At 53.8% G+C, this 19701-nt stretch carries 14 protein-coding genes; 8 read left to right on the forward strand and 6 right to left on the reverse strand.

What is annotated here, in order from left to right:
- Positions 1–332: 332 nt before the first annotated feature.
- Positions 333–611 carry a hypothetical protein gene (locus tag DW350_RS17110; protein WP_115720102.1) on the reverse strand — a complete coding sequence of 93 codons (279 nt, stop codon included), beginning with the start codon at positions 609–611 and terminating at the stop codon, positions 333–335.
- Positions 612–661: 50 nt separating this feature from the next.
- Complete coding sequence (locus DW350_RS17115) at positions 662–1003, reverse strand: MaoP family protein (protein ID WP_115720103.1); 342 nt, start codon at positions 1001–1003, stop codon at positions 662–664.
- A gap of 133 nt (positions 1004–1136) precedes the next feature.
- Here DW350_RS17115 and hdfR point away from each other — a divergent pair, with 133 nt between their 5' ends.
- Positions 1137–1994 (forward strand): HTH-type transcriptional regulator HdfR, encoded by an 858-nt coding sequence (gene hdfR, locus DW350_RS17120; RefSeq protein ID WP_115720104.1) that lies wholly within the window; start codon positions 1137–1139, stop codon positions 1992–1994.
- Here the strand turns inward: hdfR and DW350_RS17125 are convergent.
- The 3 genes from DW350_RS17125 to DW350_RS17135 all read right to left on the reverse strand — a co-directional run bounded on the left by DW350_RS17125 (position 1958) and on the right by DW350_RS17135 (position 4159).
- On the reverse strand, positions 1958–3022 hold the full coding sequence (locus DW350_RS17125; protein WP_115720105.1) for an MJ1255/VC2487 family glycosyltransferase: 1065 nt from the start codon (positions 3020–3022) through the stop codon (positions 1958–1960). The genes hdfR and DW350_RS17125 overlap by 37 nt on opposite strands.
- 19 nt (positions 3023–3041) lie before the next feature.
- Positions 3042–3554, reverse strand: coding sequence for a phosphatase PAP2 family protein (locus DW350_RS17130; protein WP_115720106.1), 513 nt, complete (start codon positions 3552–3554; stop codon positions 3042–3044).
- A 74-nt stretch (positions 3555–3628) separates the two neighbouring features.
- Positions 3629–4159, reverse strand: a complete 531-nt coding sequence (locus DW350_RS17135; RefSeq protein ID WP_115720107.1) for a lipid-binding SYLF domain-containing protein — start codon at positions 4157–4159, stop codon at positions 3629–3631.
- Between the two features lie 198 nt (positions 4160–4357).
- Here DW350_RS17135 and rraA point away from each other — a divergent pair, with 198 nt between their 5' ends.
- Both rraA and DW350_RS17145 read left to right on the forward strand, forming a co-directional pair.
- Positions 4358–4843 (forward strand): ribonuclease E activity regulator RraA, encoded by a 486-nt coding sequence (gene rraA / locus DW350_RS17140; RefSeq protein ID WP_115720108.1) that lies wholly within the window; start codon positions 4358–4360, stop codon positions 4841–4843.
- A gap of 375 nt (positions 4844–5218) precedes the next feature.
- Positions 5219–5863, forward strand: coding sequence for a DsbA family oxidoreductase (locus DW350_RS17145; RefSeq protein ID WP_115720109.1), 645 nt, complete (start codon positions 5219–5221; stop codon positions 5861–5863).
- A gap of 35 nt (positions 5864–5898) precedes the next feature.
- On the opposite strand, the gene DW350_RS17150 is transcribed toward DW350_RS17145, so the two are convergent.
- Positions 5899–8196, reverse strand: coding sequence for a GH92 family glycosyl hydrolase (locus tag DW350_RS17150; RefSeq protein ID WP_115720110.1), 2298 nt, complete (start codon positions 8194–8196; stop codon positions 5899–5901).
- Between the two features lie 253 nt (positions 8197–8449).
- Here DW350_RS17150 and DW350_RS17155 point away from each other — a divergent pair, with 253 nt between their 5' ends.
- The 5 genes from DW350_RS17155 to DW350_RS17175 all read left to right on the forward strand — a co-directional run bounded on the left by DW350_RS17155 (position 8450) and on the right by DW350_RS17175 (position 19534).
- The gene (locus tag DW350_RS17155) at positions 8450–10396 is read left to right on the forward strand and encodes a M1 family metallopeptidase (RefSeq protein WP_115720111.1); all 1947 of its coding nucleotides are present in this window, start codon (positions 8450–8452) and stop codon (positions 10394–10396) included.
- Positions 10397–10599: 203 nt separating this feature from the next.
- Positions 10600–12528, forward strand: coding sequence for a hypothetical protein (locus tag DW350_RS17160; RefSeq protein ID WP_115720112.1), 1929 nt, complete (start codon positions 10600–10602; stop codon positions 12526–12528).
- A gap of 114 nt (positions 12529–12642) precedes the next feature.
- Positions 12643–14709 carry an FG-GAP repeat protein gene (locus DW350_RS17165; RefSeq protein WP_115720113.1) on the forward strand — a complete coding sequence of 689 codons (2067 nt, stop codon included), beginning with the start codon at positions 12643–12645 and terminating at the stop codon, positions 14707–14709.
- A gap of 192 nt (positions 14710–14901) precedes the next feature.
- Positions 14902–17463: a beta strand repeat-containing protein gene (locus DW350_RS17170; protein ID WP_192954723.1), complete on the forward strand. Its 2562-nt coding sequence runs from the start codon at positions 14902–14904 to the stop codon at positions 17461–17463.
- 310 nt (positions 17464–17773) lie between these two features.
- Positions 17774–19534, forward strand: a complete 1761-nt coding sequence (locus DW350_RS17175; protein ID WP_192954724.1) for an FG-GAP repeat protein — start codon at positions 17774–17776, stop codon at positions 19532–19534.
- Positions 19535–19701 lie beyond the last annotated feature (167 nt).

The following is a 19701-nucleotide window of genomic DNA, read 5'->3' on the forward strand; positions in this document are numbered from 1 at the left end:
GGGAGCCATCCTTGGATGTGTAAAGCAATGAGCTGAAAGCTTAATTCGCACTCAGCACGTTATCGGCCTGTAATGCCGCCTTTTTTGTTAATTTTTTATGACAGATGAAATTGACGTAACAGATGAGCCGAAAAGGCAAGACGATGGCAAAGGTGCCGAAGCACGGCTTGGCCAGCAGGGAAGGTGGAGATGGCAGTGATACTGTGCATAAGCTTCGCCTCAATCTGTAGACGGAGCCTTCCATGGTGATGAATAGAGCACTGCTAACCACTACAGCGCTATAGGCATAACAGGTCAACAATGTTTAATAAATGTTAACCTTGAGCGAAAAATTAACGTGTTTTTCGCGCGTTAGCAAGCGCCTTTTCAGTAATGTGGTTATAAAGGTGGAAAAGTTGCCCGGCCAATTCGCTTAGCTCCGGGTGTTCGTAGATGAGTTCTTTGTCTTCTTCAGCGATGTCGATAGCGTCTTTCAAAAAGCGCAAGTCGAAGTCGTCAAGCAGCTGGCCAGCTTCGACCTTTTCCTTGAGCTTTAGCAGGCGGGGAATTTGAATTTCATTGAGTTGCTCCAGAAGGGCCAGTACAACACCGTTACTCTGTTCCTTATCCACAACTACGTCTCCCTTGAGATACAAAAAGGGCGCTTGCGCGCCCTTTAAGATTATTCGTCAGAGCTATCGCTCGTCTCGTAATCCGCGCTGGCCCCACGGGCCGGTGCGTCGCAAATGGTATAGACATGACGACGCTGGGTGATACGGTTAAGGTACTTCATCCAGACCTTTTCTTCCAAGCTGGTTGCAGGCACTTCACCACGACAAACACTAATAAAGCGTTGTTCATCACTGTTCATGGGTTCACGCTGGCCACTGGCCAGTTCGTGCATAACCATACCTCTGCTGGTCAGCAGGTTGGCTTCAGTGATAGTGAAGTCTCCGCTGCGCTGGAAACCGCGCGGGAAGTTCAGATCATCAAAAAACTTCTTGCCAGAGATAAAGCTGTTCATTACATCTGTCCCCATGGTTCCGGTAAAGCGTGCAGCCAACAGGCTTACGCGGCGGAGTATGGATAACCCGTCAATAGGGGTAAAATGAAAAATATTTATCGCCACCAGAAAACTTGTTTAACGAGAACCTGATTTGGATACTGAACTGCTAAAAACCTTTCTTGAGGTTCACCGTTGTCGCCATTTCGGGAAGGCAGCCGAGAACCTTTACCTAACCCAATCGGCGGTGAGTTTTCGCATCCGCCAGCTGGAAAGCCAGTTGGGGGTGTCCTTGTTCACCCGCCACCGCAACAACATCCAGCTAACCGGCGCGGGCGAACGCTTGCTGCCCCATGCCGAGGCAATGCTGTTGTCTTGGCAGCGCGCCAAACAAGATATTGCCTTGGCCAGCCATCAGTCGGTGCAGTTAGCCATTAGCGCCAGCACCAATATTTGGGACCCTTTCTTACAGCGACGCTTACCGCTGATTTACCGCAGCCTTGGCCAGGTTGCCCTGCGCGCCGACACCGCGCCACAAGACGTGTTAGTGCGTTCGCTACTGGAAAGGCGTTTGGATATGGCGCTGCTGTTTGACCCGCCAAAGGTGGAAGAGCTGGAAGTAAAAGAGGTAGGTAGCCTTAAGCTGGAATTGGTGTCCAGCAAACCAGGCCAGAACCTGCATTCCGCGCTAAATGGGCCTTATGTCAAAGTCGATTGGGGCACCCAATTTAGCATTCAGCACGCCAAGCAGTTAAAGGAGCAGGCCCCGCCTTTACTGCACACCGGCATTGGCCGCATCGCCCTGGATTTTATCCTCGACCATGGTGGCAGTGCCTTTTTGCCACAGGGCCTGACCCAGGAAGGGATAGACAATGGCAGCCTCTACGCCGTTGAAGGTGCGCCCCAGCTTAATCGCGAGCTTTACGGCGCCTACTTAAAAGACGCCGACCGCCTGAATCTGGTGGAGCATGTTTGTCAGCTGCTGCTCACACCATCTGATAATTTGCAGTAAGACGGAAAGGCCACTTGCCGCCACAGGCTTTGGCAGAGCTGTTCGCGGTTTTCAAAATTGCCAGCCAGCAGCCAGTCAGCCAGGCTGGCTGCAACATCGGGATAGGACACCGGCTGCGCGGCCGGTAGTTCTAGCCAAGCATCGAGCTCTGCGGCAGACAGTTCGTACATCACTGACGCCAACCCCAGTTGGCGCAGCGTCAGCACATTGGAAAGCTGCTCAAACTGGCCGAGTAACGGCTTTAATAGCAACTTCTTCCCCTGGCGCAACGCTTCGGATGGCAGCTCAAAACCACCATTGGCAATCACCCCCACGGCGTCGGCCATATCAGCGTGAAAACCGCTGCGCGATGGCGAGCGCAAACGAATGTGGCCGCGGTCTTCATTGTTGGCTTGGGGGTGATAGCAGTAAAATTCCACGTCAGGGAAAGGCTCAAGCAGAGCCAGCACTTCGGCTACCGACTCAAAAGGCAGGTACACCAGCACTTTATTCTGCCGCACCGGTAGCGGCGCGCCGGGCTGCTCGATGATCGGCGGCAGCAAATTGTGGCCAAAGTGGTACCAATGCACCCCAAGCTCAATATCCACCGGCGCAAAATGGCGCATTAAAAAACGGGCGCTCCAGTTGTCACCATCTTTAGGTACCGAACTTAAAAAGCAAGCTTGGTGACTCAAACCAATACTGGGCACCTTAGCCAGTTTGGCCGCCCAGGCAGTAACGGGTTCAAAATCGTTAACCACCAAGTCGTAATCGGTCACAGGCAGGTTTTTAATGTCTTGCCATAAGGTCAACAAACGACTTTGCTGCAGCGTTTTTAAAATTTTCACGCCACCGCGTTCGGTAACAAAAGTCAGCCCTTGGCGGCGCTGGTAGTCGCCAAAGATATCCATGTCGAAATACTGCCCCGGCTCGCGGCCAGAGAACAAAAAATCGACCTTGACCGCTCTTTTAGCCAGCTCCTCGGCCATCACGCGGGCCCGGGTAATGTGGCCATTACCGGTTCCTTGCACACCATAAAGAATGCGCATTCAAACTCCTCGAGGTCGATTACAAAAGCACCATGCAGCTAACGCAGCTACCTAAAGCCGCGCCGGCCAAAATATCGGTAGGAAAGTGCACACCCAGCATGACCCGAGACAGCCCAACCGCTATCGCCCAAGGCAATATCAGCAGCCCCAATAAGCCAAAGTGGCCAAGGGCCATGGTGGTTATCACAAAGGCGGCGGCGGTGTGGCCAGATGGCAAACTGAATTTATCGGAAGGCTCAATAAACGCTTGCGCCCCTTGCAGCGCCACTACCGGGCGGCGGCGGCGAAAGCTGTGTTTAAGGAGCACGTAAAGCGGCAATTCAATGGCGAAGGCGCAGAGCACGTCCAGCACGTAGCCCTTGAGGGCGGCTTGCTGGCTCATCCAGAACGCCAAGGCAATAAGCCCGTAAAGCGGGCCATCGCCGGTACGGGAAACCCAGCGGGCAATACCAGCCCATTGCCGCCACTGCGGGTGGGACTGGCTGCGGATGAAGAGCTGATGGTCTAATGCGGTGATAACTGTCAGGCGCATAGCAAACCTCCGTCTTTGCCGCCAAAGATAGGCAGCTTCAATGACAAAGAGGTGACTAACAGTTTAAGGATTGGTTAATTTATGGCCTTATAGGTAAACACTTGGCCACAAAGCGCAGCTTCATACATTAAGCCGCCTTTGGCCATGGTAAAGACCGAAACACCATGTTGGTAATCAACGCTGGTGCCGGCACCGGCATCAAGGGCCACCGCCGAGGCCTGAGCGCCAAACTCCAACCCACCTTTAGTAAAACGTTTGAATGCGTCAGACGATTTAAAAAAGATAAGCTGGCTGTATGTTTGGCCGCCGATTTGAAAACCCAGGGTCAGCTGCTTTAAGCGGCTGGTTCCAACCAGCTTGCGATTAACAAATACCAGGCCTTCGCCATAAGCCCCACCGATAATAAGGCCGCCTTTCGCGACATGGGGAAAGACCGCATAGCCGTGGGCGCGATTGAAGAAGGCTTTTAAACCAGGATCGGTTTGCAAGAAGGCTTTTATAGTGACAGCGGCTTGGGATTCGAGCTGTTGGGTACGGGTGGCAGAAACCCCATCGGGGCTAAAGCCAATAAAAAAACACAGCACAATCAACGGCCAAAGTCGCATGCCAGACTCCAGAAGAAACAAAGGCGACCATTGTACTCAGATGAACGGACAATGCGACGCCGGTTGTCTAAGGTTAATTACCGTTGGTTGAACCAAGGCTGATCTGCCTTATCGTTAAGCTTTTATTTGCTGTTTGCCCAGGCCATAGCTTTGGCGCTACCCTTTAGGGGCATTTGGCCCCTACGTTAGGAAATTGCCATGGAATACAACACCTCTGCCCTTTGTGACACCTATATCGATATGGTGGACGTGGTTGAACCTGTTTTTGTCTCTTATGGCGGCCGTAGTTCCTTTGGCGGCAAGGTCAGTACCGTTAAATGCTTTGAAGATAACCGCCTGGTGCGCGAAGTTCTCGAAGAGCCCGGCGAAGGCCGGGTATTGCTGGTTGATGGCGGCGGTTCGATGCGCCGCGCTCTTATTGATGCCGAAGTAGCAGAACTGGCCATGCGCAACAACTGGGAAGGCCTGGTTATAAATGGCGCAGTGCGAGAAGTGGACAACCTAGAAGAACTTGAGCTCGGCATTTATGCCCTGGCGGCCATTCCCGTTGGCGCCGACGATAAAGGCCATGGTGAAACCGAAGTACCGGTCAATTTCGCCGGTGTTACCTTTTTGCCGGAAGACTGGCTCTACGCCGACTCCACCGGCATTATCCTCTCGCCAGAACAGCTCGACTTGGTATAAGAAGCCGCCGAAAGGCGGTTTTTTCAACCATACCTTGGCAAGCATCCACGCTGCCGCAAGCACCACTCTCTTTGTCATAAAATGCTGAGCCGGCAAATGAACCGCAGCCAGCATCAGTAAAAAGAAGCCGTGCCATAGGGTTCTCACAAAGCCCTTAACCTGACTTCAGTGCCAACCCTTGCCTTATAAAAAATGGCAGCCATTGCCCTGCGCCCCTTCAGACTGACAGGGGCCACTGCTATGCTTGCCGTTAACGCGTCGACCTGAAAAAAACGCCAATAAAGGTCGCTTAATATCAGTAAAAGCCCTCGTTGTTGCCAGGCAACAACAAAGGCTGTCAGCTAACACAGGGTCCTTTGGGCCTCTGGAGTCAAATTGAAAACCGTTACCGTTGATTTCGTTTCCGATGTAGTGTGCCCCTGGTGCGCTGTAGGTTTGGCTGCGCTAGAAAAAGCCATGGCCAAGGTTGAAGGGGATGTGCAGGTTGAACTGCGCTTTCACCCGTTTGAACTCAACCCACAAATGGGCCCTGAAGGCGAAGAAATAGCTGAGCACCTTGCCAATAAATACCAGCTAACCCCAGAGCAATTGGCCGCCAACCAAGCCAACCTGGAACAACGTGCTGCCGAGGAAGGCGCCAATTTTGACCTGGCGAAACGCACCCACACCTATAACACCTTTGACGCCCATCGCCTGCTGCATTGGGCCGCCCCGCAAGGTAAACAGCACGCGCTAAAAAAAGCCTTGCTGGACGGTTATTTTGCCGAAGGCATGAACCCCAGCGATCGCCCGCAGCTTTTAGAGAAGGTGGCGGCAGTTGGCCTTAATAAAGATGAAGCGGCAACGATTTTGGAAAGCTCGCTTTTTACTGAAGAAGTGCGAAACGAAGAAGCCGTTTACCAAAAACGCGGCATCAGTTCGGTGCCGGCGGTGGTACTCAACGACAAGTACCTTATCTCCGGCGGCCAAACCGCCGACTACTTTGAAATGGCCATCCGCCAGGTGGCGGATGAAGCCTAAAAAAGCCCGCCAAATGGCGGGCTTTTTTATTAGCGTTACTGCCAGGCACTCATGGCATAAGGCCGGGAATCTGGCGCCGTGGCCCAGGTTTTATTGGGCGTTTTTTGCATCACAAAGGTGAGGCTGCCACCGGCCATCACATCCTGGTGGCGAATAAAGCTGTTGCTAAGCAGCTTGCCGTTTAGCAGCACCTTACCCACATAAGGATGCGCGGTATCTAAGTGTTCGGCTTTCACCACAAAATGTTTACCGCCCGGCAGGGTAATGGCGGCCTCGCTAACGAAAGGCCGGCCAATCACATACTGGTTAGAGCCTGGGGCCACCGGATAAAAACCCATGGCGGTAAAGAGGTACCAGGCCGACATTTGCCCCAAATCGTCATTCCCCGCTAGGCCTCCCGGGCCATCGTGGTATTGACTGTTCATGATGGTGGTCAGCCGCGCCTGGGTTTTCCAGGGCGCACCGGCGTAATCATAAAGATAAGCCACGTGATGACTGGGTTCATTGCCGTGGGCGTAGTAGCCAATCAGCCCGGAAATATCTTCGACATTGGCAAAGGTTTTGGGATCAACCTTGGTGTCAAACACCGCATCGAGTTTTTTAACAAAGGCCTGCTGGCCGCCCATGGCTTTGATAAGCCCGGCCACATCCTGCGGCACATACCATGAGTATTGCCACGCATTACCCTCGGTATAGTCGCTGCCATAACCCACAGCAGCCGGGTCAAAAGGCGTGCGGAATTTACCGTTGCTTAGCCTTGCCCGTACAAAACCGGTTTTCTTATCAAACACGTTTTGCCAGTTTGTGGCCCTTTTCATAAAGCGCGCCGCCAATGCCTCTTTGCCCATGGCTTTGGCCATGCGGGCAATGGTCCAGTCATCAAAGGCATATTCCACGGTTTTAGATGCGGCCTCCGGCTCTTTGTCGATGGGCACATAGCCCATTTTCATGTAGTCGCTAAGGTCGCCATAGGGGCCGTAGTCGGCGCTGGCAACCATGGCTTTTAAGGCGGCATTTTTATCAAAGCCACCAATACCTTTAAGAAAAGCATCGGCTATTACCGGCACTGCGTGGTAACCGATCATGCACCAGGTTTCCAAGCCCTCGTAGGCCCACACCGGCAAGATGCCAAAAGGGCTGTGCTGCTGGGCGGCAATGAGGGAATTAACCAGCTCACCCATACGTTTGGGTTCAAGGATGGTCAGCAGCGGTTGCTGGGCCCGGTACACGTCCCACAACGACCAGGTGGAGTAAAAATCAAAGCCCTTTGCCTGATGAATACCGTGGTCAGGCCCGCGGTAGCGGCCGTCAACATCGGAGGCAAGGTTGGGGGCTATCATGGCGTGATAAAGCGAGGTATAAAAACTGCGGCGCACCTTGTTGGGTGCCTTTACTGCAATGCTGGCCAAGGCTTGCTGCCAATCTTTGCGAGCACGGGCTAGCGCACCGTTAAAGTCCCAGCCCGGCGCTTCGCTGCTTAGGTTGTTTAAGGCCCCTTGCTCGCTGACACTGGAAATAGCCACTTTCACCAATAAAGGCTGGTTGAGCTTACCGAAGTCAAAGGCTGCCTCTAACGCCCGGCCACTGATGGCCGCCACGTCTTTCGGGCTGTGGCCCGGGCCTTTAAAGCCGCGATAGGTAAGGTGCTGTTCGCGGTTTAACAGCTGGTGGCCAATAGCCGGTTTGGAAAAACGAATAGCGAAGAACAGCTGCCGCCCCGGCGCCCAGCCGCGGGTTTCACGCATACCGGTTAAGGTGCCATCAGGGTGCAAATGCAACCGTGACCACAGCACCTTGCCATCGTAGTTATAGATGCTGGGGCGAAGGTCCAGCAGTACCCGTGCCTCTTTGCCTTTGGCAAAAGTATAACGGTGCCACCCCACGCGCTTACCGGCGGTAAGTTCAACATTAACTTGGTTATCCAACAGTTTGACCTGGTAATAACCGGGGCTGGCTTGTTCTTCTTTGTGGCTAAAGCGGGAACGATAACCACTGCCGGGCTGGTCTTTAGCGCCTGGGTCCAAGTGCAAGGTGCCGCTCATCGGCATCAACAGCACATCACCAAGGTCAGAATGGCCAGAACCTGAAAAATGGGTATGGGAAAACCCCAAAATACTGCTATCGCTGTAGCGATAGCCAGCCGCCCAACCGTAGGCATGGTGGAAGTTAGGCATGTCGGTATCAGGGCTTAACTGCACCATACCAAAGGGCACTGTGGCCCCTGGGAAAGTGTGGCCATTGCCGTCAGTGCCAATAAAAGGGTCAACATCGTTAATGGGGTTGGCAAAGGCCGGTAGGGCCAATACCAGCAGAGTAGAAAGCAGGGCGCGCATAAAACAATTCCACTTGGCTTTTTTTCAGCATGCCCCATCGGCGTTAGCACCGAAAACAGCCCAAGGCCAAGCGCCGAGCAAAAGCGACAAACGAAGATAACTCTTTGGCAACAATGAGCATTCTCGTTTTAACGCATTGTTGAGACCTTCCGCCCGGTTTAACGTTCAACAGTCTGTTAGGTTCTGATACCAATGTGATTAACCTTGCTGCCGGCCCGTCCGGTCCCCCCAAAACGAGTACAATGGAGTAACCATGCTGAAGTGGCTCAGCTTGCTTTGTGTTGTTTCTTGTGCGGCCAACGCCGCTGACAGCACCTATAACCCTCTGGAGGCATTTGCCCCACTTTCCCTGCCAACCTCGGCCAACAGCATTCGTGAAGGTTCTGGTTTACCCGGCCCGAATTTTTGGCAAAACCGCGTTGACTATAAAATTAATGCCACCATTCATACCGACAGCAAAACCTTGTCGGGTAGTGAGGTGATCGCTTACACCAATAAAAGCCCGGATGCTCTTAGCGAGCTTTGGGTACAACTCGACCAAAATATCTACCGTCGCGATTCCCGTGCCGCCTTAAGCTCTGACCGCAAACGTGAACACTTTACCGACGGCTATCAAATCAAATCTGTGGAGTTGCTAAGTAAAGGCAAAGCTGTACCTCTGCACTATTTGATTACCGACACCCGCATGCGGGTCGACCTGCCAAAAGCCTTGGCAGCCAAGGGTGGCAAGCTCGACCTGAAAATTAGCTACGCCTATCAGATCCCCGGCACCTGGGGCGGTCGCACGGCAGTAACCCCCAGCAAAAATGGCGACATTTATGAAATCGCCCAGTGGTTCCCCCGTATGGCGGTATATGACGACCTGCGCGGCTGGGACACCAAGCCTTATTTGGGGCAAGAGTTCTATCTGGAATACGGCGACATTGACTATAAAGTTACCGTGCCTTGGAACTACTTAGTGGTGGGTTCTGGCAAGCTAATGAACCCAAAAGACGTGTTGACCAAAACCGAGCGCGAGCGCTTGGATAAAGCCCAACACAGCGATAAAACGGTTTATATCCGCAAGCCCGATGAAGTAACAGACCCTGCTTCACGCCCCACCCATAGCGGCACCAAAACCTGGCATTTCCATATGCAGCATACCCGTGATGTGGCCTTTGCTGCGTCACCCGCCTTTATTATCGATGCAGCTCGTATCAACCTGCCTGGTGGTAAGCACTCGCTGGCGATGTCGGCCTACCCTGTTGAAGGCGTAGGGAAAACCAAGTGGAACCGCTCTACTGAATACGTTAAAGGGGCCATCGAGCACTTCTCGAAAAAATGGTACCCCTACCCATGGCCCGTTGCCGTTAACCTGGGTGGCCACGGCGCCGGTATGGAATACCCCGGTATCGTCTTTGATGGTATGCATGATAAAAACCCGGTGTTGTTCTGGATCACCGCTCACGAAATCGGCCACACCTGGTTCCCGATGGTGGTAGGTTCCAACGAACGTCGCCACGCCTTTATGGACGAAGGTTTTAATACCTTTATTGACGTTTACGCCTCTGATGCCTTTAACCACGGCGAATTTGGCCCCAAACGTGACCCTGAATACGCCCCAGGCGGCGGTAACCCGGTTGATGAAATCGTGCCCATTTTGGCCGACCCAGACGCACCAACCATCATGGCACCGGCTGATTCTATTTCTGAAAAGTACCGCCATTCCATCAGCTACTTTAAGCCTGCCCTTGGCCTGATTTTGCTGCGCGAACAGATCCTTGGGCCAAAACGCTTCGACAAGGCGTTCCGCAAATACATCAGAACCTGGGCATACAAACATCCCACCCCCTCTGACTTTTTCCGCTTTATGGAAAGTGAAGGTGGTGAAGACCTAAGCTGGTGGTGGCGCGGCTGGTACTTCAACAACTGGCAACTGGATTTCGCCGTAGACAAAGCCGAATACGCCGATAAAGCCGACCCAGCCAAAGGCTTGAAGGTTACCTTCTCGGCCCTCAAGAAACTGGTGATGCCCGCCACTGTGCGCGTTGATTACAAAGACGGCAGCCATCAAGACATTCGCTTGCCAGTAGAAACCTGGCGCTTTAGCGCCACCCCCTCCATCCTGCTGCCAACCAGCAAAGCCGTGGCCAAAGTCACCATTGACCCTGACCACAAACTGCCTGACGCCAATAGAGCCAATAACAGCCTCACGCTGTAAAAGCACCTACTACGAAAAAAGCCCGGCAGTTGCCGGGCTTTTTGTTAGCGCCATTGTCACTAGAGGGATAAAAATGCACCAACAAATTGAGCAAAAACAATGAAAAGCGTTATTCCTGATCTCTTTTTTTACACATTCAGTTAATGTAGGCCAATAAAAAATCCGCATATACACATATGCCTTCTTTGCTACAAGGATAAAAAATGAACCCTTTTGGGCGTGCGAAGTATCTGCCTAAAGCGCTGCTATTGGCCGCAGTGTGCAGCCTCAGCGCTTGTCATGACGACAACAGCTCCAGTTCCGACTCAAGCTCAACCACCACAGCCACCTACACCATTGGCGGTACTGTTTCAGGCCTTGATGGCACGGTGGTATTGGAAAACAACAGCGGTGATGATTTAACCCTCACCAGCGACGGCAGCTTTACCTTCGCCACCGCCGTTGACGATAACAGCAGCTATAGCGTCACCGTATTAACCCAGCCTTCCGGCCAAGCCTGCACCGTGACCAACGGCAGCGGCACGTTAGACGCAACCAACGTCAGTGATGTAGCCGTTAGCTGCCTTGATAGCGCCCCCACCGCCAGCCTTAGTTATGGTTTTAAGGCCTTTGACTTCAGTTGGAATCAAATTGCAAACGCCAGCTATTACCAGCTCTATGAGAACGCTGACGGTAACTCCGGCTTTACGCTGATTGCCGATAACATCACCGACACCAGCTATAACGTCACCGACGTCAGCCTCTATAACAAGCTCAATGCCCAGTATTATGTGGCGGCCTGCACCAGCGACGATGAGTGCACCGATTCCAATACCGTTACTGTGTCAGACACCTTGAGCGAGGCCGTAGGCAACATTACCGGTGATGATGCCGCTGCAGCTGATGGTTTTGGTGCCGGCGTGGCGCTCTCTCGTGATGGCAGCACGCTGGCTGTTGGCGTACCCGATAAGGCAGGCAATGATGTCACCCAATCCGGTGCCATCTACATTTTCACTAAAAGCGATGGCAGCTGGAGCCAGCAGCAAGAACTTACCGCCAGTGATGCAACCGAAGAGGCGGAACTGGGAGTGCGCTTGGCGTTATCAGACGACGGTAACACCCTCGTGGCTGGCGCAGATGGCGCCAACGATGATGACGGCGAAGCCTATATCTTTACCCGCACTAATGGCACCTGGAGCCAACAACAAAGCCTTACCACAGCAAGCAGCGATGGCGACAGCTTTGGTCTTGGTGTCGCGGTAAGTGGCGACGGCAGCGTTGTCGCCATAGGCGGCGTCGGGCTTGCCAACGTGTATATTTACTCGGGCGATAATTGGGAAGATGTTACAACCGTCACCGGTAGCGATACTCTAACAACGGATGGCTTTGGCGAAGGTGTGGCGCTGTCAGAAGACGGCACCACCTTGGCCGTTGGGGCGCCGTTAAAAGCGGTTTACTCTGTGGCAGGCGATAAATACACCAGTAGCAGTACCGGCGTAGACAACTACGCCGGCGCCGTTTATGTGTTTAGTTACAGCAGCGGCAGCTGGTCACAAACCGCTCACCTAAAACCCATCGACCCTTCTGCTCCAGGCGGTCTTGGCGTATCCCTAAGTATGTCGACTGATGGTAACACTTTGGTAGCAGGCGCTCCGTTAGATGGCGGCGATGCCAATAGCACGGCCGACGACCCCAATACCAATGCCAGCTTCGCCGGAGCGGTGTATGTGTTTAGCAACAGCGCCAGTGGTTGGGGTAGAAGTGCCTATCTAAAAGCGGCTAATGCCGAAGCCGGTGACTATTTCGGTATGTCGGTGGCCCTTTCAAGTGATGGCAGTTCACTGGCCGCAGGCGCCATTTATGAAGCCGGCGACTCTGCCGGAGTTAACGGCAGCGACAATAACAACGCCAGCCAAGCAGGTGCGGCCTACCTTTTCACCGCCGCCGATAGCAGCTGGAGCCAACAGGCCTACCTTAAAGCCAGTAACCCCACTGCCGGTGTGGAATTCGGCTATGGCATTGCTCTAAGCGGTGACAGCACCACCCTAGCGGTAGGCGCTCCCTTTGCATACAGCAGCAGTAGCGACAGCGCTATCAGCCATGGCGTCACCGCCACCGATGGCGTGCAATCAGGCATGGTGTATCTCTACTAATTCCTCAAAAGGGCCCGGCCAAAACCGGGCTTTTTAGCGACGGCCGTAGCGGCTAACACCGTTTTTAACGGCATAAAAAAGCCGTTTATCATTTAATACAAAAGGAATGTAATAATGTCTTTATTTAGCAGCCAAGCCGCCCGCTTGGCGTTGTTGCTGATAGGAGTCAGTGCCCTTAGCGCTTGTCACGATGACAACAACTCCAATTCAAGTGCAACCACCACAGCTACGTACACCATTGGCGGCACTGTTTCAGGCCTTGATGGCACCGTGGTATTGGAAAACAACAGCGGTGATGATTTAACCCTTACCAGCGACGGCAGCTTTAGCTTCGCCACCGCCGTTGACGATAACAGCAGCTATAGCGTCACCGTATCAACCCAGCCTGATGACCAAGTCTGCACCGTCAGTGACGGCAGTGGCGCCGTCAGTAGCGCCGATGTAACGTCGGTCGCGGTAAACTGCGTTTCCGCTCCCACAGCAACCCCCACCGCCAGCCTAAGTTATGGCCTTAAAACCTTTAATTTCAGCTGGACTGCCGTTACCGATGCCACTTACTACCAGCTCTATGAAAACGCCGATGGCAACTCCGGCTTTAGCCTGATTGCCGACAACCTCACCGACACCAGCTATAGCCTCACCGATGTGGCACTTTATAACCACGTGAATGCCGAATACATGGTTGCCGCCTGTAATGATGCCGGCTGCACCGACTCCAGCACCTTAACCGTGTCGAGCACCTTGGCTAAGGCTATCGGTTATGTCAAAGCCTCAAATGCTGGCGAATATAACCGTTTCGGATACGCTACGGCGCTTTCTAAAGATGGCAATACGCTAGTGGTGAGCGCACCGGATGAAGAGGGCGATGCCAGCAGCACTAGCGCCAGCCCTAACGACAATACTTACGGCGCCGGCGCCGTGTATGTGTTCACCAAAGCCAGCGACGGCAGCTGGGCCCAAAGCGGTTACCTCAAAGCCAGCAACGCCGAAAAGTATGCTTGTTTTGGATCGTCGGTCGCGGTCAGTAGTGACGGCGACACCATCGCTGTTGGCGCCTTTGAAGAAAATGGTGATGCCAGTAGCACTAGCGCCAGCCCTAATGACAACGCTTCCAGCGCTGGAGCGGTATACATCTTTACCTTAACTAACAGCAGTTGGAGCCAAAGCGCCTACCTTAAAGCCAGTAACGCTGGGGAAGGTGACCTGTTTGGTACGTCCCTATCCCTATCCAGTGATGGCACCACCCTTGCGGTAGCTGCACCTTATGAAAGTGGTGATGCCAGTAGCACCAGCGCCAGCCCTAACGACAATGCTTACGGTGCCGGCGCCGTCTATGTATTTACTTACAGCGACAGCAGCTGGAGCCAAGTCGCTTACCTCAAAGCCAGCAATGCCGAGGAGTATGATTATTTTGGCTGGGCACTGAGCTTGTCTGGCGATGGCAGCACCTTGGCCGTGGGCGCCAATGGAGAAGCTGGCGACGCCAGCAGCACCAGCACTGACCCCAATAACAATGCCGACGGCGCTGGCGCTGTGTATATCTTCAGCAGCAGTAGCTGGAGCCAAACGGCTTATCTTAAAGCCAGCGACGCCGTTGAGAGTGGCTATTTCGGCACGGCGCTGTCGTTGTCAAACGATGGCAGCACCTTAGCGGTAGGCACTGGAACCCACTATATATCGATTGGTGTTTCTAGCACCCCCAACGATAAAGACCGGGTGAGCGCAAGCGACGTAAGTACTTTTGCCAATGTTGTTTATGTGTTTAGCAATAGCGATTCAAGCTGGAGCCAGACAGCCGAGCTAACCGGCGATAACACCGAAAGCGGTGACGATTTCGGTTATGCCGTAGCCCTCAGTAGCGACGGCACCACCCTCGCCGTTTCAGCACCTTATGAAGCAAGCGATGCCACCGGTATTGACGGCAGTGATAACAACAATGCCAGTGATGCTGGCGCGGCTTATGTCTTTACCCTCAGCGATGGGGCTTGGAGCCAGCAGCATTACCTTAAAGCCAGTAATACAGAAATTTCCAATGATTTTGGTATTAGCCTTGCCATTACCGATGACGGCACCTTGGCCGTTGGCGCTTATTTGGAAAACAATGATGCCAGCGGCGTTAGTTACGGGGTAACCAGCACCGACGATGGTTTGGAGTACTCCGGGGCAGCCTACCTTTACTAAGCTCCTTGCAAAGGCCCAGTATCAACTGGGCCTTATTTTCCCACCCTGAATGCCTTTCTTGTTGTTTTAACAACCCAAAGACAATAGCGAAAAACAGTCTAATGTTTAGACGGTGTTAATTTTTCCTTCATATTAGGCAATAAAAATAGTCAAAAAAGGCATTTAGCCTTTTTTGATAACAGGATGGTAAGGATGCAAGCTGTTAAAAATAAAAAAATCTACCGATCACTATTACTGATAGCCACCTGCTTAATTTCCGCTTGTCGCTTTGACCACTATCAAGACTCAGACACCTCTGCTACCACCTCCTCCTACAATATTGGCGGCAGCGTCTCGGGTCTTAATGGCAATGTGGTTTTAGAAAACAACAACGGTGATGACTTAACCCTTGCCAGTAACGGCAGTTTTAGCTTTGCCACCGCCGTGACTGATGGCAGCAGCTATAACGTGACCGTTAAAACCCAACCCGATGGCCAAACCTGCAGTGTCAGCAGTGGCAGCGGCACCGTAAGCAGTGCCAATGTAACCTCGGTAGCGGTGAGCTGCGTGGCCAACACCACCAGTAGCAATACCTATACCCTAGGCGGCAGCGTCTCGGGCCTTGATGGCAGCGTAGTGCTAGAAAACAACAGCGGTGATGACTTAACCCTTGCCAGTAACGGCAGCTTTAGCTTTGCCACCGCTATTACTGATGGCAGCAGCTATAGCGTGACCGTAAAAACCCAGCCCGATGGCCAAACCTGCAGCGTCAGCAGTGGCAGCGGCACCGTCAGCAGTGCCAATGTAACCTCGGTGGCGGTGAGCTGCACCACCAACACCTACAGCATCGGTGGCACTGTCTCGGGCTTGAGTGGCACCCTGATATTGCAAAATAACAGCGGCGACGATCTCAGCCTGAACAGCGACGGCGACTTCAGCTTTGCCAGCGCCGTCGACGATGGCAGCAGCTATAGCGTCACGGTGCTGACCCAGCCTAGCGGCCAGTACTGCAGTGTCAGTAGCGGCAGCGGCACAGTTAGCAGCGCTGCGGTGACTTCGGTGGCCATCAGCTGCGCCTCTGCACCCGCAGCACCTTCGCCATCCCTGAGTTATGGCTTGAAAACCTTCGCCTTCAGTTGGACGGCGGTAACAGATGCCACTTATTACCAGCTATACGAGAACGCCGACGGCGCCTCCGGCTTCAGCCTGGTGGCAGATAACATCACCGCCACCAGCTATGACATCACTAATATCGTGCTTTATAACCGCATCAATGCCCAATATATGGTGGCGGCCTGTAATGCGGCCGGTTGCACCGATTCCAGCGCCATCAGTGTGTCCAACACCCTGGTAGAAGCCGTCGGCTATTTCAAAGCGTCTAATGCCGGTGCTTCAGATAATTTTGGTAAATCGGTGGCGTTGTCCCGGGATGGCAGCACTATGGTAGTTGGCGCCTATGAGGAATCCGGCGACGCCAGCAGCACCACCGCCAGCCCCAACGACAACGCCACCTATGCAGGTGCTGCCTATGTATTCGTTAAAGACAGCGACGGCAACTGGAGCCAAAGCGGGTATCTCAAGGCGTCCAATGCCGGCAGTGGTGACGAATTCGGGGTGTCGGTGGCAGTAAGCGACGATGGCGCCACCATCGCGGTGGGTGCCGACCTGGAAGACGGTGATGCCAGCAGCACCGTCGCCAACCCCAACGACAACGCCCTTAACAGTGGCGCTGCCTATGTGTTCAGCAAAGACAGTGATGGCAATTGGAGCCAAAGCGCTTATATCAAGGCCAGCAATGCCGGCCAGGGTGATTATTTTGGGCTATCGCTGTCGCTATCCAGTGACGGCACCGAGCTGGCAGTAGGCGCCTATCTCGAATCGGGGGATGCCAGCAGCACTGCTGCCAGCCCCAACGATAACGCCAGCGACGCCGGCGCCGCCTATGTGTTTAGCCTCAGCGGCAGTAATTGGGTACAGGATGCCTACCTCAAGGCCAGCAATGCCGAAAGCAGCGATTATTTTGGCGCGGCGGTTTCGCTGTCTGCCGACGGCGCCACCCTGGCGGTAGGTGACTTTGCCGAAGACGGCGATGCCAGCAGCACTAGCACCAGCCCCAACAACAACGCCTCCTACGCTGGCGCCGTTTACATGTTCAGCAAGGCAAGCAGTAGCTGGAGCCAAACCGCCTACCTCAAAGCCAGCAACGCCCGCGCCAACAGCGATTTTGGCTATTCCGTTGCCCTTTCGGCCGACGGCACCACCCTGGCGGTGGGCACCATCGGCGAATACGGCGACGCCAGCAGCACCATGGACAGCCCCAACACCAACGCCGCTGCCGCCGGCGCCGTTTATATTTTTAGCCAAAGCGGCAGCAGCTGGAGCCAGACCGGCTACCTCAAAGCCAGCAACACCGAGGCTGGCGATGAGCTGGGCTATGGCGTTGCCATCAGCAGTGACGGCACCACCGTCGCGGTATCGGCCCCTTATGAAGATGGCATCTCTACCGGCATCGATGGCAGCGACAATAACAGCGCGTTCTACGGCGGCGCCGCTTACCTCTTTAGCCTGAGCGACGGCAGCTGGAGCCAGCAGCATTACATCAAAGCCAGTAACAGTCGCACTTATCTTTACTTCGGTCTAGCCATAGCCCTGGCCGATGACGGCACCCTGGCGGCAACCTCCTATGTTGAGAGCAATAACGCCAGCGGCATCAGCTTTGGGGTTACCAGCAGCGATCAGAGCCTGAGCAGTTCGGGGGCGCTTTACCTTTACTAAAGGCTCCGGCGATTTTTGATGAAAAAGACAAGGAGGCTAATGCCTCCTTGTCTCTTTTTAGCTTCCGTCGCTCTTACCCAGTTAATGATTGCTAGCTATTGCAAACGCCAAATTCAACTAAAAAGGTATACTGAAATGTAAATAAAATCACATTGCCAATTAATACCAATAAAAGTTAATAGCGTTAACATTTAATTTGTGACAGCCTTGCTGCCTATTTTATTCTTTAACTGAAAAATCAAGTAAGAACGCTATGTTGGCTAGAGCTCGCGGTTGGCTGTTGCGCGCTAGTGTATTGGCCGTTGTGTGCTTGCTCGCAGCTTGCGGCGGCGGTTCAGGAGATGACAGCAGTGATAGTAGCGCCAGCGACAGCACTGGCTCCGGAGGCACAACCACCACCTATACCATCGGTGGCACTGTCTCTGACCTCTCCGGCAGCTTGGTACTGCAAAACAACAGCGGGGACGACCTTACCGTAACCAGCAGCGGTAGCTTCAGCTTTGCCACCGCCATTGATGATGGCAGCAGCTATAGCGTTACCATTAAAACCCAGCCCAGCGGCCAAACCTGCGCCGTTAGTAGCGGCAGCGGCACCGTTAGCAGTGCGGAGGTGACCTCAATTAGCATCCATTGCCTGTCAGCGCCGGTGGCTTCTTTGAGTTACGGCTTAAAGACCTTCAAGTTCAGCTGGGCAGCGGTATCAAGTGCCAGCTATTACCAACTTTATGAAAACGCCGACGGCGCTTCTGGCTTTAGCTTGATTGCCGACAATCTCACCACCACCAGCTACGACCTCACCGATGTAGTGCTTTATAACCGCATCAATGCTGAATATATGGTGGCGGCCTGTAATGCTAATGGCTGCGCTGATTCCAGTGCCTTGACGGTATCAAGCACCTTAGTAGAAGCCGTAGGCCACTTTCGTGAATCCAGCCCGGCCGCCAATGACTATTTCGGGGTATCGGTTGCACTGTCGGGTGATGGCAAAACCATGGTCGTAGGTGCCTACGCCACTAACAGCTATAAAGGCTCGGCCACGGTGTTTGCCCAGGCCAGCGACGGCAGCTGGAGCGAGCAAGCTCAGCTACTGCCGACCACATCCAGCACCGGTTATGGCTTTGGCACTGCCTTGAGCGAAGATGGCAATGTGATGGTGATAGGTGGCTACGCCCGGGCTCACATTTATAACCGCAGCGGCGATACCTGGACATTAATAACCACCCTACACCCCACCGGCATAACTAGCACCGATTACTTTGGCTGGAACCTGGGGCTGTCAGCAGACGGCACACACCTGGCGGTAAGCGCCTCCGGGGCCAAAACCGTCTATGTGTTCGGCGAATCCGGCGGCACCTGGAGCGAGCAAGTGCAGTTGACTAGCGACACCAGCGATTGGGGCTACGGCAAATCACTATCGATGTCCGATGATGGCAGCACCCTGGCCGTAGGTTGTCAGGGCGAGGACTTAGGTTACGTCTACCTCTATGACAACGATAGCGGCAGCTGGACCGAGCAAACCAAAATTCAGGCCAGCGGCCTTGATGCCAATGGCGGCTTTGGCTCCGGTGTCGCCCTCAATGGTGATGGCACCACCTTGGCCGTGGGCGCCACTTATCAAAACGACTACGCAGGCAAGGCATACGTCTTCACCAAAAGCGGTAGCAGTTGGACCCAGGTGGCCGAACTTGCTGCCAGCAATGGCGAGTCGGATGACTACTTTGGCGAGCACCTCGATCTCACCAAAGACGGCACCACCTTGGCGGTTACAGCAACTTATGAGGCAGGCAACTCAACCGGCATCAACGGAGCTGACAACAACGACCTGCCCGGCGCCACCAATAATGAGACCGGCGGCGCGGCTTATATTTTTAAACAGGCCAGCGATGGCAGCTGGTCGCAAAAAGCCTATATCAAAGGCACCAATGCTGCCTATTACCAGCGCGCCATTTCGCTAGCCTATGATGGCACCTTAGCAGTAGGTGCGCTGCTGGACGAAAGTGACGCCACCGGCATCAGTTTTGGCCCGGGTAACGACGCCAGCAGTGCTTACGGCGCCGCTTATCTTTACTAAATCACTGTGTGGGCCTTGGGCCGAAGCCTTAGCGATGGGTGCTCACTGAGACAGTAATGGTTAGCGGTCAAAACGGAGATAACTCCGGCGCCGCGCACCTGCTCTGCGCTTCAACAATGTTGTGTTAAAAACAAAAAAGGAGGCCTTTGCCTCCTTTTTTGTTTAGC

Source organism: Gallaecimonas mangrovi (assembly GCF_003367375.1).
Classification (GTDB): domain Bacteria; phylum Pseudomonadota; class Gammaproteobacteria; order Enterobacterales; family Gallaecimonadaceae; genus Gallaecimonas; species Gallaecimonas mangrovi.